The sequence below is a fragment of the Oceanivirga miroungae genome (assembly GCF_902505095.1).
Classification (GTDB): domain Bacteria; phylum Fusobacteriota; class Fusobacteriia; order Fusobacteriales; family Leptotrichiaceae; genus Oceanivirga; species Oceanivirga miroungae.
The window spans coordinates 660967-677136 of the sequence record NZ_CABWIB010000001.1 but is presented as its reverse complement, the minus strand read 5'-3'; the positions used below and the strand labels follow the sequence as shown (position 1 = coordinate 677136).

12 protein-coding genes are annotated in these 16170 nt (G+C 26.4%); 1 reads left to right on the top strand and 11 read right to left on the bottom strand.

Annotated elements, in window-relative coordinates:
* Positions 1–122 precede the first annotated feature (122 nt).
* Positions 123–1220 (top strand): radical SAM family heme chaperone HemW, encoded by a 1098-nt coding sequence (hemW, locus tag OMES3154_RS03410; protein WP_156683398.1) that lies wholly within the window; start codon positions 123–125, stop codon positions 1218–1220.
* 28 nt (positions 1221–1248) lie between these two features.
* On the opposite strand, the gene nagA is transcribed toward hemW, so the two are convergent.
* From nagA to OMES3154_RS03355, 11 genes are all read right to left on the bottom strand, one after another.
* Positions 1249–2400: an N-acetylglucosamine-6-phosphate deacetylase gene (gene nagA / locus OMES3154_RS03405; RefSeq protein WP_156683397.1), complete on the bottom strand. Its 1152-nt coding sequence runs from the start codon at positions 2398–2400 to the stop codon at positions 1249–1251.
* Positions 2401–2471: 71 nt separating this feature from the next.
* Positions 2472–3452, bottom strand: coding sequence for a phosphatidylserine decarboxylase (locus OMES3154_RS03400; RefSeq protein WP_156683396.1), 981 nt, complete (start codon positions 3450–3452; stop codon positions 2472–2474).
* Positions 3453–4022 carry a xanthine phosphoribosyltransferase gene (locus tag OMES3154_RS03395; RefSeq protein WP_156683395.1) on the bottom strand — a complete coding sequence of 190 codons (570 nt, stop codon included), beginning with the start codon at positions 4020–4022 and terminating at the stop codon, positions 3453–3455.
* A 13-nt stretch (positions 4023–4035) separates the two neighbouring features.
* Positions 4036–4674, bottom strand: coding sequence for a 16S rRNA (guanine(527)-N(7))-methyltransferase RsmG (gene rsmG, locus OMES3154_RS03390; protein ID WP_156683394.1), 639 nt, complete (start codon positions 4672–4674; stop codon positions 4036–4038).
* Positions 4675–4678: 4 nt separating this feature from the next.
* A complete protein-coding gene (mnmG, locus tag OMES3154_RS03385) occupies positions 4679–6571 on the bottom strand; it encodes a tRNA uridine-5-carboxymethylaminomethyl(34) synthesis enzyme MnmG (RefSeq protein ID WP_156683393.1) in 1893 nt (630 codons plus the stop codon).
* Entirely contained in the window at positions 6571–7224 is a 654-nt protein-coding gene (locus OMES3154_RS03380; RefSeq protein ID WP_156683392.1) for a potassium channel family protein, read from the bottom strand. The genes mnmG and OMES3154_RS03380 overlap by 1 nt, the downstream gene beginning before the upstream one ends.
* A 7-nt stretch (positions 7225–7231) precedes the next feature.
* On the bottom strand, positions 7232–8569 hold the full coding sequence (locus tag OMES3154_RS03375; RefSeq protein ID WP_156683391.1) for a TrkH family potassium uptake protein: 1338 nt from the start codon (positions 8567–8569) through the stop codon (positions 7232–7234).
* A gap of 42 nt (positions 8570–8611) precedes the next feature.
* The gene (locus tag OMES3154_RS03370; protein WP_156683390.1) at positions 8612–10372 is read right to left on the bottom strand and encodes a peptidylprolyl isomerase; all 1761 of its coding nucleotides are present in this window, start codon (positions 10370–10372) and stop codon (positions 8612–8614) included.
* A 64-nt stretch (positions 10373–10436) separates the two neighbouring features.
* Positions 10437–13004 carry a phosphoenolpyruvate carboxylase gene (gene ppc, locus OMES3154_RS03365; RefSeq protein ID WP_156683389.1) on the bottom strand — a complete coding sequence of 856 codons (2568 nt, stop codon included), beginning with the start codon at positions 13002–13004 and terminating at the stop codon, positions 10437–10439.
* Positions 13005–13097: 93 nt separating this feature from the next.
* Positions 13098–14456, bottom strand: a complete 1359-nt coding sequence (locus OMES3154_RS03360) for a cation:dicarboxylate symporter family transporter (RefSeq protein WP_156683388.1) — start codon at positions 14454–14456, stop codon at positions 13098–13100.
* An 83-nt stretch (positions 14457–14539) separates the two neighbouring features.
* Positions 14540–16153 (bottom strand): DEAD/DEAH box helicase, encoded by a 1614-nt coding sequence (locus tag OMES3154_RS03355; protein WP_156683387.1) that lies wholly within the window; start codon positions 16151–16153, stop codon positions 14540–14542.
* Positions 16154–16170: the final 17 nt, after the last annotated feature.

Here is a 16170-nt window from a genome sequence, read left to right as displayed (position 1 = left end):
GTAAAAAAAGATAATAACCATATATAATTATTATCAATTTATTCTCTCTAAATATTATACCCCCCCCCCCACCTAAATTGTCAAATCTTTTTAGAAGTGATATAATTATCTGGGAGGACCAGATGATAAAAAGTAAAATTGATGCAATATATATTCATATTCCATTTTGTAATATTAGATGTAGTTACTGTGATTTTTACATACTTACAAATATGCAAAGAGAATATGAAAGATATGTAGAATATATAATAAAAGAAATTAATCTATACCCTAAATTAGAATATGATACTATTTACTTTGGAGGAGGAACGCCATCAGTATTGAGTATTTCATCTATTGAAAAAATATTATCTAATTTAAAGTTTAATGAAAATACTGAAATTAGTTTAGAATTAAATCCAACTAATATGGATTTAGAAAAACTAATGGAGTTAAAAAAATTAGGTGTTAATAGATTAAGCATAGGTATACAAAGTTTTAATGATGATATTTTAAAACTTATGAGACGAGAGCATAATAAAGAGGATGGTATTAAAACTTTTTATGATGCTAAAAAAGCAGGCTTTTCTAATATTTCTATTGATTTAATTTTTGCTGTACCTAGTCAAACACTAAAAGACTTAGAAAATGACCTTAATCAAATAGAAATCCTAAAACCTGATCATATATCAATATATTCTTTAATTTGGGAAGAAAAATCAAGATTTTCTAAACTTTTAAAAGAGAAAAAAATTACTAAATTAAGTGATGAATTAGAAGAAAAAATGTATCTATATATTATAGATAGACTAACAAAAATGGGATATACTCATTATGAAGTTTCAAGTTTTTGTTTATCTAATAAGCTTGGAAGACACAATATTAAATATTGGGAAAATAAAGAGTTTATAGGGGTTGGAATTAGTTCTAGTAGCTATTATGATAATAAAAGGTTTGAAAAAATTAAAAAATTAAAAGAATATTATAGATATATTGATGAGAATAAAATTCCGATAAATGAAAAAACTATTGAAATTGTAGATGAAAAAGAGCTAGAAAATTTAAAGTATATTATGGGATTAAGACTACTTAATAAAGGGGTTATATATGATCCTAAAAAAGAAAAGATAGTAAATAAGTTAATAGAGAATAATTTAGTGTATCTAAATGATGGTAAGATATTTTTAACAAAAAAAGGTTTACTATTATCCGATACAGTTACAGTTGAATTAATGGACTAAAAAAGATGGGGTGTCCCATCTTTTTATATTAATCACGGCTGTATAAAAATTTACCTAATACCATAGTTTTAACTATTTCATAATTATCATCTATAACAACTAAATCAGCATCATAGTTAGCTTTTATCTTACCTTTTCTATCATCTATTCTAAGTAATCTAGCTGGATTTATTGTACATGAGTTTATAGCGTATGAAAAAGGTATTTCAGCATCTACAACACAAGTTTTAAGTCCTTGTATTATTTTAGCTGTTGAACCACTTAATCCACCATTAGCCCTTCTAGCACTTCCATCTGGGTGTATATACACTCTTTCTCCACCTAAATAAAATTCATCATTTGGATCTACTGCTTTTGCACTTATTGAATCACTTACCATAACAGCATAATCTGGTCCTTTAGATTTAAAATATGTATTCATAACATCAGGGTGTATATGTATTCCATCACATATTATTTCAGCAAACTCATCTCTTACTCTCATACTAGCACCTACTTGCCCTGGCATTCTTTGATGTAATCCTGTCATTCCATTAAATGTATGCGTCATAAGTCTAGCACCATTTGCAAATCCTAGTATAGCTTCTTCATAAGTTGTTCCACCATGTCCTATACTTACAATTATATCTTGACTTGCTAATTCTCTTGTCATCTTGTAATCTTCATCTTTATTAAGAGACATTGTAATAATTTTAATAAGTCCATCTGCTGCTTCTTGGAATCTATAAAATTGTTCAATATCTGGTTTAACTATACATTGTTCTGGTTGCGCTCCTTTATATGCAACATCTAAAAATGGTCCCTCAAAATTTATACCTAGTATTCTAGCACCTTCATAGTCATTTTCACGAACAACATTTGCAACACTTTTTGAAGCCTTAACTAAAACTTCTTCTGTTTGAGTTACTGTTGTAGGTAAAAAGGCAACAACTCCTTCACTCGGTAAATATTTAGCCCATCTTTTTAAACCTTGTTCATCTGCATCTAGTGTATCATATTTAACCGCACCATGTGTATGTACATCAATAAAACCTGGAACTACTCTATCATTACCAAAGTCATAGTCCACTTTAACATCAGCATCATATGGTAAAATCTTTTCAATTTTATCTTCTTTTACCGAAACTATACAAGCTAAAAACTTATTAGCTACCCATACTCTTTTACTTCTAATTAACATATCATTATCCCCCTACTCAATTCAACTTGTAGATACCAGTATAATTATATCACGAAATTAAAATTTTTCAATTACTTATTTATAGCACTTCCTATTTTCTCTCCCATAAATACCTTTGTTTCATAGCCATTATTAGAGTTTTTTAATATATCATCGTCTATTTTAACTTTATCTTTTTCTAAAATTAAGATAACAGTTGATCCACCAAATTTAAAATATCCTTTTTCACTAGCTTTTTTTACATAGCTATTTTCATTATAGCTTTGTATTATTGAACCAACCATAGTTGCTCCTACTTCTTCTATTAAAATATCGCCAAATTCAATGGTTTTTAATACACTATACTCTCTTTTGTTTTCTATAAATATATTCATATTCTTTCTAATAGCATGTGGTGATACTGAGTAATATTTACCCTCTATTTTTGTATTTTTTGATATGAATCCATCTACTGGAAAATGAAATCTATGATAATCACTTGGTGCTAATCTAAAAATTAAAATAGTTGATCCTTTATACTTTTTAGCTAAATCTTTATTGTCTAAAAGTTTTTCTAAATCAAAATTAATCCCTTTTACTAAAAAATTATCATTTTCTCCTACATTTTCAAAGGCTAATACCTTAGAATCTGCTGGAGATACCAAACTATATTTATCATAGTCTACTACTCTTACATTAGCTTTTAGTTTTCTATAAAAAAATTCATTAAAGCTGTTATACTCTTCTAAGCTAAGTAAATTATCTTCTAAATTTATGTTATTACTTTCTACAAATTTTTTAATTTTATCTTTTGATTTTTCTTTATCCATTTGTTTTCCATAATAACTTGATAAAAATTTATTTTTAACCAGGGTATTTAATGTTAATTTACCATACGGTGAATAATATAAAAATTTAAGATAAGACTCCCCTGGTACATTTTCAACTTTTACTTTATTAGTTTTTCTATCTATATACTCTATTTTTTTAAATTCACTATATGAATTAAAGATATATTGAATTAAAAATAATATTATTACTATACATAAAATTATTATATTTCTTTTCTTCATCTATTTAAACCTTATTCCGTCATCTTTTATATCAACACGAGCTAGGCTTTCTATTCTAATACCAGCTTGTTCTAGTCTTGTTCTACCTAATTGATTAGCTTTTTCTATAACTACTCCAACACCTACTACATTTGCTTTAGCTTTTTTAACAATATCACATAAAGCTAAACTTGCCTTACCATTAGCTAAAAAATCATCTATAATTAAAACATTTTCACCCTCAGTTATATATTTTTTAGATACCATAATGTCATATGTAGTATCTTTTGTAAACGAAAATACTTTTTCAAAATAGAAATTTTTATCTAAATTTTTTGAAAGTGTCTTTTTAGCAAATACTACTGGGGTATTATCAAATTGTTGTGAAGCAATTACAGCTATTGCTATACCACTAGCTTCTATTGTAAGTATTTTATCAACTTTAACATCTGAAAATCTTTTTTTAAATTCTTTGGCAATTTCATTTAAAAAAGCTACATCAATTTGATGATTTAAAAATGAGTCGACCCTTATTATATTATCTTTTAATAAATGAGTCCCTTCTAATATTCTTTTTTCTAATTCTTTCATTTTGTATTCTCCTTTACAGTGGATTTTTTTTAGGTATTCCAGTTTTTCTTGGATACTTTTCACTAGTTTTTTTATCCTTAACAATCTCAATAACAATTCTGTCTTCAGTATTATTTAACTTAAATTCATGTATTTTTTCTATATGAGAATTTAACATTTTTAAAGCATTTCTAGATTCTTCTACTTCACTTGTATTTAATTTTTGTGGTAAAAATCTACCTCCAACTTTTAAAAACGGTATCTCATATTCTAAAATTACTCTAAGATTAGCTACCCCTCTAGCTAATGCTACATCAAATTTTTCTCTATTAGTCTTTATTAATTCTTCTGCTCTTTTATCACTTGTTTTAACATTTTTTAAATTTAAATCAAGTATTACTTCATTTAAAAAGTCAACCTTTTTTTTAACAGAATCAACTAATAAAAAGTTTTTATCAGGATTTAAAATAGCTAGAACAAGCCCTGGAAATCCAGCTCCTGTCCCTATATCTATTATATTTTTATCTTCTTTTTTTAGTAAATCATTTAAAAGCATAGAATCCATAAAATGTTTTACTATTATATCATCTTTTTCTCTTATAGCTGTTAAATTCATCACCTTATTTTTTTCCATAAGTAGGTATAAATACCTATTTAATTTTTCATTTTCCATATTTTTAACTTAATCTTCCATCTAAATACATTATTAAAACAGATATATCTGCTGGTGTAACACCCATTATACGACTTGCTTGCCCTATATTATATGGTCTTATCTCATTTAATCTTTGTTTTGCTTCACGACCAATTCCAGTCATTATATCGTAATTAAAATCTTTTGGTATTTTCTTTTCTTCAAGCTTTTTATTTTTTTCCATCATCTTCATTGCTCTATCTATGTATCCTTCATATTTTATAAATACCTCTATTTGATATTCTATATCGTCTCTAAAATCTATTTGATAAGATACATTAGCATATCTTGCAATTTCTTTAACATCTTGATATGTAAAGCTTGGTCTTCTTAGTAATTCTTTTAAACTTATTCCACTTTTTATAGTTTCATTATATTTTTCTAATAACTCAACTAATACCTTATTTGAAGTTCCTACATTAGTATTAGATAAATTATCAATTGTTTCATATACTGCTTTTTCTTTTTCTAATACTTTATCATATTCTTCTTTACTTAATAGTCCTATTTCATATCCATATTTACTAAGTCTTAAATCAGCATTATCCTCACGTAATAAAAGTCTATATTCTGATCTTGCTGTAAACATTCTGTATGGCTCTTGTATTTCTTTTGTTATTATATCATCTATCATAGTTGCTATATATGAATTATCCTTATATAGTATTAAAGGTTCCCTATTTTCAAGTGCTAAACTTGCATTTATACCAGCCATTAACCCTTGAGCTGCAGCTTCTTCATATCCACTAGTTCCGTTTATTTGACCAGCTAAATATAGACCTTTTATTTTTTTTACTTCTAGGGTATAATCAAGCTCTTTTGCATTTACTATATCGTATTCTACAGCATAACCATATCTCATAATTCTAGCATTTTCCATACCTTTTATACTTCTTACCATTTGTTCTTGTAAATATGCTGGATAGCTTGTTGAAAGTCCACTAATATATACTTCATTTGTATCAAAACCTTCTGGTTCTAAAAACAGGTGGTGTGAATCTTTATCTCTAAATTTAACTATCTTATCTTCTATACTAGGACAATATCTAGGTCCTATTGAAGATATTGTCCCGTTATATAAAGGGGACTTATCAATATGATCTAATATTAAATTATGTGTATTTACATTTGTTCTTGTTAAATAACATGATAGTTGAGGTTTAGCTAGAACTTCTTCATCACTACTTCTACTTGAGTATTTTAGAGCTATTTTTGTTTCACCAGGCTGTTCTTCTAATTCATTAAAGTCTATTGTTCTTTTATCTATTCTAGGTGAAGTACCTGTTTTAAATCTTTTAATTTCAAGTCCCATTTCTATAAAGGAATTTGTAAGTTCTTTTGAACTTAATTCTCCCATTCTTCCACCTTCAACTAATTTATCACCTACGTATAAAAGTCCATTTAAAAATGTCCCTGTAGCTATTATCACCTTTTTAGCTAAAAATTCTAATCCATTTTTAGTTTTAACACCTGTTACTACTTTTTTATCTTTATCAAATGTAATACTCACTACCATATCTTGAATAATATCAAGATTTTCTTGTGCTTCTAATGTTTTTTTCATATTTCTTGCGTAAACTTTTCTATCGGCTTGCGCTCTTAAACTTCTAACTGCTGGTCCTTTTTTGGTATTTAATATTCTCATTTGAACAAAACTTTTATCCATATTTCTACCCATTTCACCACCTAGTGCATCTATTTCTTTAACTAGATGTGATTTAGCAGGTCCACCAATACTTGGATTACAACTCATTTGACCTATATTTTCTAATACTATTGTAAAAATTGCTGTCTTATGTCCTTTTCTAGATGTTGCAAGTGCTGCTTCAATACCAGCATGACCTGCACCTACAACTATTACATCATAACTACTCATTAGTCTATCATTTCTCCCATCGCCTTATTTTCACCTAATACAATTAGAGTATCATTTTCACTAAATTCATACTCTGGAGAAGGTGTAATATTTAATGTTCCACTCTTATCTTTTATAGCTATTACATTGACCATATACTTGTGTCTTAAATCTAATTCTTTTAATGATTTTCCTATAAATTTTTGAGGAATATTAACATCAAATATGCAATAATCATCAGAAAAATTAAAATACTCTATTACAGATGGATGCATTACTGAGTAAGCTATTTTTTCACCCATAAACTCTTCTGGATATACTATTTGTGTTGCTCCTACTTTTTGTAAAACTTTTCCTTGTATTTTTGTAGTTGCCTTACATATTATTTTTTTAATATTCATTTCTTTTAACATTAAAGTTACTAAAATACTGTTTTGTACATTAGTCCCTATACAAACAAAGGCTGCATCAAAACTATCTTTTGCAATATTTCCTAGTCCATTTTCATCAGTTGCATCTAATGTTATTGCTTCTTCTACTATTCCTTCATCTAATACTTTTTGTACTTTATCTAAATTACTATCAATTGCTAAAACGAAATTACCTGCATCATATAAAGTTTTTGCAATTGTTATACCAAATTTTCCTAAACCTATTACTAAATAATTTTTCATTTTCTACCTATCCTATCAATACTGTTTCTGTTGGATATTTATAGTTTCCAACTTTAATTTTTCTACGTGATATTGTGTACATTATTGTAAGTGGTCCTATACGACCTATAAACATTGTAATAATAATTATTATTTTTGAATATACACTCAAATCAGCTGTTATACCCATACTAAGTCCAACTGTCCCAAATGCTGACACTAATTCAAACATTAGTGATAAAAAGCTTTTATCTGGGTCGAATAATGTTATAAAAAATAAAGCAACTATAACATATAAGACGGAAATTAATAATACAGCACATGCTCTATTAAATGTTTTCCAAGTTATTGTTCTTTTATTATACTCAATATTATCACGACCATTTATAGCACACCATACACCTATTATTATAACTCCAATAGTTGTTGTTTTAACTCCACCACCAGTTGAACCAGGTGATGCTCCTATAAACATTAAAAATACAAATAATATTATAGTTGGCGTTTTAAGTGAATCTAATGCTATTGTATTAAATCCAGCTGTTCTAGTTGAGACACTTTGGAAAAATGATGCTAAAAACTTAGCAAAAAAATTAAGTTCTCCAATACTATTTTTATTATTAAACTCAACTAGAAATATTATAATAGTCCCTATTATTATTAAAAATATTGAAAATACTACAGCTATTCTTGTACTAATATTTATTCTTCTTCTAATTCCTTTTTTAACATTATACATATCTAATATAGCAGCAAATCCAATACCACCTAATATTATTAAACTTGATATTACTAAGTTTACCCACACATTATTATCATATTTTTCTAAACTTGTTTTATATAAAGAAAATCCTGCGTTACAAAACGCTGATATCGAGTGAAATACTGAATAATAAGCCGCTTTTTGAAAACTATACTCTCTTATATATTGTAAAAATAAAAGTATAGCACCTATAAATTCTATCCCAAATACAACTAAAGATACTTTTTTTAAATAAGTCGGTATCTCAGTTACTATTTCATAGTTTAAATCCTCACTTACTATTTTTTTTGTATAATAGCCCATTTTTTGAGATATTAATAAGATTAACATTGATGAAAAAGTTAAAACTCCTAATCCTCCTAACTGTATTAGTGCTAAAATTACAAATCTTCCAAATATTGTATAAGTTGTATGTATATCATTTACAACAAGCCCTGTAACACAAGCTGCACTAGTTGCAGTAAATAGCGCTTCTAAAAAACTATGATAAGTCCCATTTAAATTAGATATTGGTAGCATTAAAAGAATTGCACCTAATAAGATAATGGATATAAAAGATAAAAGTATCAATGTATATGGTGTAAATTTTAAAATTTTTCTCATACTATTCTCCAATTTTTATTAAAGGACAGTTAAACTGTCCTTTTATTTTTCTATTTCATTTATTGCGTAATCATAAGCCATTTCTACTTCAATTCTCTCTTTTGAATCTTCATATGTTGCTTTTTTATATAAAACTTCTTTTGTTTTTTGTATCAATATAGCTTCATCTTCTGTTTTTTCAAAAATATAGTCATTAACTTTCATTTCAAATATTTTTTCCATGATTTCATGTTTTTCACCAATTATAGCCGCATGTGAATGCTCTAATTCATCATTAAATGATGTATTGATATCAAATTTAGGATATTTTCCATCCTTATTTTCAACTAACTTTTTAAAATCAACCTTATTTTCTTTTAACTCTTTTAATATAGCTTCTAATCTATTATCAACTTCTTTTTTAGTTTCATCAGATACTTCTGGTCTTATTAAAATATGTTTTAAGTGTATTCTCTCTTTGTCAATAGGATCTTTTGCTACAACTAATACTAAATGATAACCAAATTGAGTTTTTATAGGACCTACAATTTTATTAGTTTCACTTTGTAATAATGAATGAAATTCAGGTACATAATTTCTAACATCTTCCCATCCTAAGTCTCCTCCATTAACTGCTGATCCTGGATCCATACTGTATTTTTTAGCTAATTCATAAAAGTTTTCTACAGTTAATTCTTTTTGAATTTCTTCTATTTTTTCTTTAGCTTTTGTATCATCTTTTTCACTTGGAGTATATTTTATTCCTAAAACATTTCCTGAAACTGTATTTTGTGTATCATACTCATATTTATGTTCTTCAAACCATTTTTTCATTTCTTTTTCAGATGCCTTAAATTCATTTATTAAAGCCGCTGTATACATATCTTTTAAGTAAACTAATTCATCATAAGCATTTAAACCAGCTAATTTTTTAACTGATTTAGATTCTGCTTTTTTAGAAATTTCTATTAACTTTTTAATTTCATTAATTTGATTTTCTTTTGCTTTTTCTTCTAAATCTTTACTAAATGATGCATTAATTAAAAATTGGTTAAAATACATATTTAACATATCTTTTCTTGTAATATATACATTTTCATAATTAACTTCTTTATTTTTTAATGCATTAACTATATCTACGATTTTTTTATTTTCCCCTGTTACTTTAGAGTTTACTAAAATTTCTATAACATTTGAATGGTATAATAAATTTAATGTTAAATTATAGTAAATTTCTTTTAACTTTTCTTTTGATGTATTAAAATCATTACCATCTAATGCTGAATACTTATATTCCTTATATATATTCATTAAGTCTTCATCTGTAACTTTAATACTTTCTTTTAATTTTTCTCTAGTATTAGTAAATAGTAATTGTTTTTTTATTTGTTCTTTTAAAAGTGTCAGATTTGATCCATTTTTTGCTAATAATACTGCTAATGTATCTCTTCCACCAACTCTATCTTCTAATTTAGATACTTCTTCGTTTATATCACTACTACTTACTCTAACTTTTAAATTTGTTGCTAATTCGTTATTTAAAGCTTCATCTAATAGTGTTGACATAGCAACTTCATCATATACATTTTCAGGTATATCTTTTATACCTCCAAATCTATTTAATTGTTCTTTTATATTTGCTAAGCTATTTTTATACTCATCTTCGTATATAGGGCTTCCATCTATTTCTACTAATACCACCCTTTTGTTTTGTATATAGTTTATTAGGTAAGAATATCCTGCATATATTGCTGAAAAAGCAAATGCAAATATTACTATTACCGTAACAACTTTCATATATTTACTAAATTTTCTTAGTGCCATTATTGCCTCCTGTTTTTAAATTATAGGAAATTATATCATTTTAGAGCTTATTTTTCAATAAAAACTATCCTGAATTTCTAAGTCCTGTTGCTATTCCATTAATTGTAGTGTGAATAGATTTTATTATATCTAAATTATCATCACCATTTCTAAGCCTTCTAATAAGTTCAACTTGTAAATAGTTTAAAGCATTAAAGTATGGTCCTCTATTAGCTAAACTTGTTTTTAATTGCTTATTATCTTCTAATAATTCTTTTTGTCCTGATATTTCTAATACAACTTTTTTTGTTAATTCATATTCAGCTAAGATATCACTAAATATCTTGTCATATTTTTCATAATTTGTACTTAAACTTATATATTCTTTAAATATTTCAATATCTACTTTTGCTAATAGCATATCTACATTAGATATTAGTGATTTAAAAAATGACCAATTTTTATACATTTCTTTTAATTTATCAATATCATTAGATAAAGCTGTTCCTAGTCCATACCAACCAGCTAACATTATTCTACTTTGAGTCCATGAAAATACCCATGGTATTGCTCTTAAATTTTCTATATCTACAGTTTTTTTTCTACTTGATGGTCTTGATCCTAAATTTAATTTTGTGATTTCTTTTATAGGGGTTACATCATAGAAAAAATTAACGAAATCTTTATTATCAAATATTAAGCTTCTATACTTATTAAAACTAATTGTAGACAATTCTTTTACAATTTCTTCGTATTCTTTTTCATTATATTCTATTTTTCTATCTGAAGTTGCAACTAAAGTTGCTGAAACTAAAGCTTCTAAATTCTTAAAGCAATTTGTGAAATTACCGTATTTAGCTTCAATTATTTCTCCTTGTTCTGTTAGTCTTATACTACCATTAACACTTCCATAAGGCTGTGCAAGTATTGCTTCATAGCTTGGACCTCCACCACGACCTACAGTTCCACCTCTACCATGGAAAAAGCTAATTGAAATATTTTTATCACCTGCTAGTTTTGTTAAGTTCTTTTGGGCTTTATATAGAACATATGAAGAGCTTAAATATCCTCCATCTTTATTACTATCTGAATAACCTAACATTATTTCTTGTTTATTATTTTTTATAATCCCCAAGTCAATACATTTTGATATTATATTATTAGCACCTTCTAAATCTTCTATAGTTTCAAATAAAGGAACTATTTCTAAATCAAGATTAGCTTCTTTTAGCATTATTTTTACTTCTAATATATCTGATACATTTTCTGTATGTGATATGATATTTCTTTTTATTACATTTTCTCCAAATTTATCTACTAATTCTTTTGCTTTTTTATATATTTTAAGTTCTGAATCTAATAGCTCACTTTTTTTAATTCTTTTGCTAGATAATGGTCTTGGATCTTTATTTATTAAATCTAAAAGTAAATTACATTTTTCATCCTCTTTTAAATTTATGTAGTTTGTATTTATATTAGCACTACTTAATAGTTCAGCTACACATTTTTCATGAACACTTGAATCTTGTCTTAAATCAATAGTTGATAAATTAAAATTAAAACATTCCACTTCTGTTATTAGTGATTTTAGTGTCCCCATAGCAATTATTTCATTATTATTTTTTATAATAGATTCTTCTATTAACTTTAAATCTTCTAAAAATTCAGTTGAATTATTATACTTTTCATCAAATGAGTTATCTTCATAATTTAAAAGATTTAAACCTAGATATTTTGAAGTAGAAATAAGCTTATCTTTTATATATCTAACTACTTTTCTATACGGCTCTTTCCTTCTATGTATAGAAATATCCATTGATTTTTGAGCTAATTCTAATAATTTACTGTCAACCTTAGATAAATCTGTGCTCATAGATAGGTCTCTATATAAAAGATCTAACTTTTCAATGTATTCCTCAAATATCAAGCTAGCTGCAGATGTAACGGCATGTTCTAGAGTTTTTTCATTTACATATGGATTACCATCTCTATCTCCACCAACCCAAGAACCTAGTGTTATTGGAGTTAAATCTTTTTTTATACCTAATTTTTTCGTCTTATTATTATACTTAATAGTAAGTTCTGGTAATGCTTCTAAAAATGTTGCCTTATAATAACTATTAATATTACTTATTTCATTTTCAACGATTAGTTTATTATCTCTTAATATATCAGTTAAAAGTAGTATATTTATACTTCTTTTTAAATTTATATACCATGATTCATATTTTATATCATCGTCTTTTATATATTTATATACTTTTAATGACTCATATATCTTTGTAATTAAATCTAGTACACTTTTTCTTTGAACTTGTGTTGGATGTGCAGTTAATACTGGTACAACTGATATATTCTCCAGTTTTGATATATCACTTATGTTAGAAAAAGCATTATCTAGACCTGTTAAATTTTCTTTTTTATTAGTTTCTATAACATCTTCTGCTATATTTATTAAAAGTGGAAAAATACTAAGCACTCTTGATATTTCAAATACTTTTGAATCTGGAATATTACTTATTAAGTCTTTTAACTTATCATATTCCTTATTTATAGCGAATTTTCTTATCTTATCTATGTCTAATTTTACGTCTTTATTTAAAGAATCCATAAGTATTTCTACTAAAATTTCTATCTCATTATTTCTTTTCATTTCTCACCATTCCTTTATTACAAAAGTATTATATCATATTTTAAATAAAAAGTGGTATAAAAAGATTTTATTCTTTTCATACCAGATATATTTTTATTCTACTGTTTTATTATAGTATTTTTCTTTGTTTAATTTATTTAATAATCTTGCTGATATTACACCTGCTAAAATAGAGTCATTTACATTTAATGCAGTTCTTCCCATATCTATTAGTGGTTCTACTGAAATTAATAGACCTGCTAATTCTACTGGAAGCCCTAATGTAGATAATACTATTATTGCTGCAAATGTAGCTCCTCCACCAACACCTGCAACACCTAAACTAGATATTACAACAACTACTACTACTTTTACTAAAAATGCTAAATTATATACATCTATTCCAACTACTGGCGCTATCATTAAAGCTAACATTGTAGGGTAAATTGCAGCACATCCATTTTGCCCTATACTTGCACCAAATGTTGCAGCCATATTTGATATTCCTTTATCAACACCCATATCTTCTTGAGAACTTATAGTAAGTGGTATAGTTCCTGCACTTGTTCTTGATGTAAAGGCAAATATTAAAGCTGATATAGATTTTTTAATATATACTATTGGTGATAATCCCAGTAATACAACTATTAATATATGTATTATATACATAATAATTAAAGCTGTGTATGATGCTAGCACAAATTTTAATAACTTATATATCTCCTCATAACTGCTTGTTGCAACAACTTTTGTTATTAGCGCCAATACTCCATATGGAGTTAATCTTAATACTAATGTAACTAATCTTAGTATTACATCAGATAAAGCATTTATTAAATCAATTACTATTTTAGCTGAATCTGTTTTTTTTCTTTTAATTCCTAGTATAGCTGTTCCTAAAAATGCACTAAATACTACAACAGCTATTATTGATGTAGGTCTAGCTCCTGTCATATCTAAAAATGGATTTTGTGGTATAAATGACACAACCTTATCAGATATTGATTGAGTTGCTACTGATACTCTACTTAAAAATTTTTGCCCTGCTTCTATCTCTCTTGTACCACCTAAAATTGAGGCTGCATTTAACTTATATGCTAAAGTTACAATTATAGAAACTATACTTGCTATTGCTGCAGTTGATAACAAGCTTGTTATTATAAAGCCTGCATATTTACCAGCAGTTTTTGTATCTTGTATATTAACAATAGCAGCTAAGATAGAAATCATTACAAGTGGCATTGCTATCATTTTAATTAATGATACATAACCTCTTCCAACTATATTAAATGCTTCATTAGTCATTTTTAATTCACTTGGCATAAATATATAGTTTAATATTAAACCAAATACTATACCTACAATTAAAGATGTAAATACTCTTTTAGAAAATGACACATGTTTTTTTGCCATTATGTAAAGTCCTAATAGTAGTATAATAAATACTACAATACTTAAAATATTTCCAAACATTTTTTTGCTCCTTTTCTTTTTGTATAATTAGTATACTAACATTTTAAGTAAAGTATTGTAAACAAGTTACTATTTGGTTACCTTTATCTTCTTCTTCTTTTTCTACCTTTATCGCTAGATTTGCTTCCATTTTTTCCACCTGTTGAAATTTCAACTAATGGTTTTTTAGTTGTGTCTTTATTAAAAGCATTCATAATATCTTCAGCTTCTTTTAAAGGTACTGATATAAATGAAAAGTTTTCCATAATTTTAATATCTTTTACTTTTCTACCTGGAACTTTTGCTTTTTTATTAATTAATTCTAATAATTTTTTAACACTTAATTTATCTCTAGCACCCATAGCTATAAATAGTCTTGTACTATCGTCAATTTTAACTGTAACATCTTTTATTTCATTATATTTATCTTGACTAAACTCATCATCATATACATGTCTTAAAAAGGCTGCTAAAACTACATCTGCATTTTTATTTTTCAACATTTTTCTACTTAGGTCTAAATATGTTGTATAGTCACCTTCCATTATTATTTCATCAACGTTAGCTAATAAGTATTCTTTTTTAGCTTCTAGTATATCTTTTACATTAGGTATTTTTTCACGTCTAATATCTGAATTTGTAATTCTTCTAATTTTAGCTAACATGTTAGCTTCTCTTGGTGTAACAAAAGTAATTGCAATACCTTTTTTACCAGCACGTCCAGTTCTACCTATTCTATGTACATAACTTTCAGCTTCTTGAGGAATTGAATAATTTATAACATGAGTTAAATCAGATACATCTATTCCACGAGCTGCAACGTCTGTTGCTACTAATACATTTAATATTTTATTTTTAAATAAGTCTAATGTCTTTTCTCTTTGAGCTTGAGTAATATCTCCATGTATTGCTTCCGTATCGTATGATCTTGCTTTTAGTTTCTTTGTAATTTCATCAACATCATGTTTTGTTCTACAAAATACTATTCCATAGAAGTCTGGTTTTGAATCTAATACTCTACATAAAGCTTCAAATTTATCATCTAATCTTACTTCAAAATATATTTGTTCTGTTAAATTAGTTGTCAATTCATTTTTCTCTACAACTAATTTTTTATAGCTTGGCATAAATTCTTTAGCTATATTTATTATTTCTTTTGGCATTGTAGCTGAGAAGAATAACATTTTTTTCTCTTTATTAGTTTCTTTTAATATTTCTTTTATATCATCTATAAATCCCATATTTAACATTTCATCAGCTTCATCTAATATGAAATATTCTAATTCATCTAATTTAAGAGCTTTTTTTCTCATCATATCCATAACACGTCCTGGTGTTCCTACTACTATATCTACACCTTTTTTAAGACTTTTTAATTGTTTTTCAATAGATGCTCCCCCATAAACTGCTAATACTCTAATATCTTTTTTACCCTTTAATGAATAAAGTTCTTCTGATACTTGTACTGCTAATTCTCTTGTTGGAGTTAGTACTATTGCTTTTACATTTTTATTAGGATTTAATAATTCTATTATTGGTAAACCAAACGCTGCAGTTTTACCTGTACCAGTTTGTGCTTGTCCAATTAAATGTGTTTTTTCTTTTAGTAATTCTGGAATAACTAAAGCCTGTATTTCTGATGGAGTAGTAAATCCTTTTTTCTCTATCGCCTCTAATGTGTTTTTACTAAGTCCTAATTCTTCAAATGTTTTTGTCATATTTTCTTTTTCCTTCT

What these genes read in the sequence shown, in the direction of transcription:
- OMES3154_RS03360 (WP_156683388.1), bottom strand. Translation starts at nt 14,456, where the DNA reads ATGTTTGGAAATATTTTAAGTATTGTAGTATTTATTATACTACTATTA.
- OMES3154_RS03395 (WP_156683395.1), bottom strand. Translation starts at nt 4,022, where the DNA reads ATGAAAGAATTAGAAAAAAGAATATTAGAAGGGACTCATTTATTAAAA.
- OMES3154_RS03400 (WP_156683396.1), bottom strand. Translation starts at nt 3,452, where the DNA reads ATGAAGAAAAGAAATATAATAATTTTATGTATAGTAATAATATTATTT.
- nagA (WP_156683397.1), bottom strand. Translation starts at nt 2,400, where the DNA reads ATGTTAATTAGAAGTAAAAGAGTATGGGTAGCTAATAAGTTTTTAGCT.
- rsmG (WP_156683394.1), bottom strand. Translation starts at nt 4,674, where the DNA reads ATGGAAAATGAAAAATTAAATAGGTATTTATACCTACTTATGGAAAAA.
- mnmG (WP_156683393.1), bottom strand. Translation starts at nt 6,571, where the DNA reads ATGAGTAGTTATGATGTAATAGTTGTAGGTGCAGGTCATGCTGGTATT.
- hemW (WP_156683398.1), top strand. Translation starts at nt 123, where the DNA reads ATGATAAAAAGTAAAATTGATGCAATATATATTCATATTCCATTTTGT.
- ppc (WP_156683389.1), bottom strand. Translation starts at nt 13,004, where the DNA reads ATGAAAAGAAATAATGAGATAGAAATTTTAGTAGAAATACTTATGGAT.
- OMES3154_RS03380 (WP_156683392.1), bottom strand. Translation starts at nt 7,224, where the DNA reads ATGAAAAATTATTTAGTAATAGGTTTAGGAAAATTTGGTATAACAATT.
- OMES3154_RS03355 (WP_156683387.1), bottom strand. Translation starts at nt 16,153, where the DNA reads ATGACAAAAACATTTGAAGAATTAGGACTTAGTAAAAACACATTAGAG.
- OMES3154_RS03370 (WP_156683390.1), bottom strand. Translation starts at nt 10,372, where the DNA reads ATGGCACTAAGAAAATTTAGTAAATATATGAAAGTTGTTACGGTAATA.
- OMES3154_RS03375 (WP_156683391.1), bottom strand. Translation starts at nt 8,569, where the DNA reads ATGAGAAAAATTTTAAAATTTACACCATATACATTGATACTTTTATCT.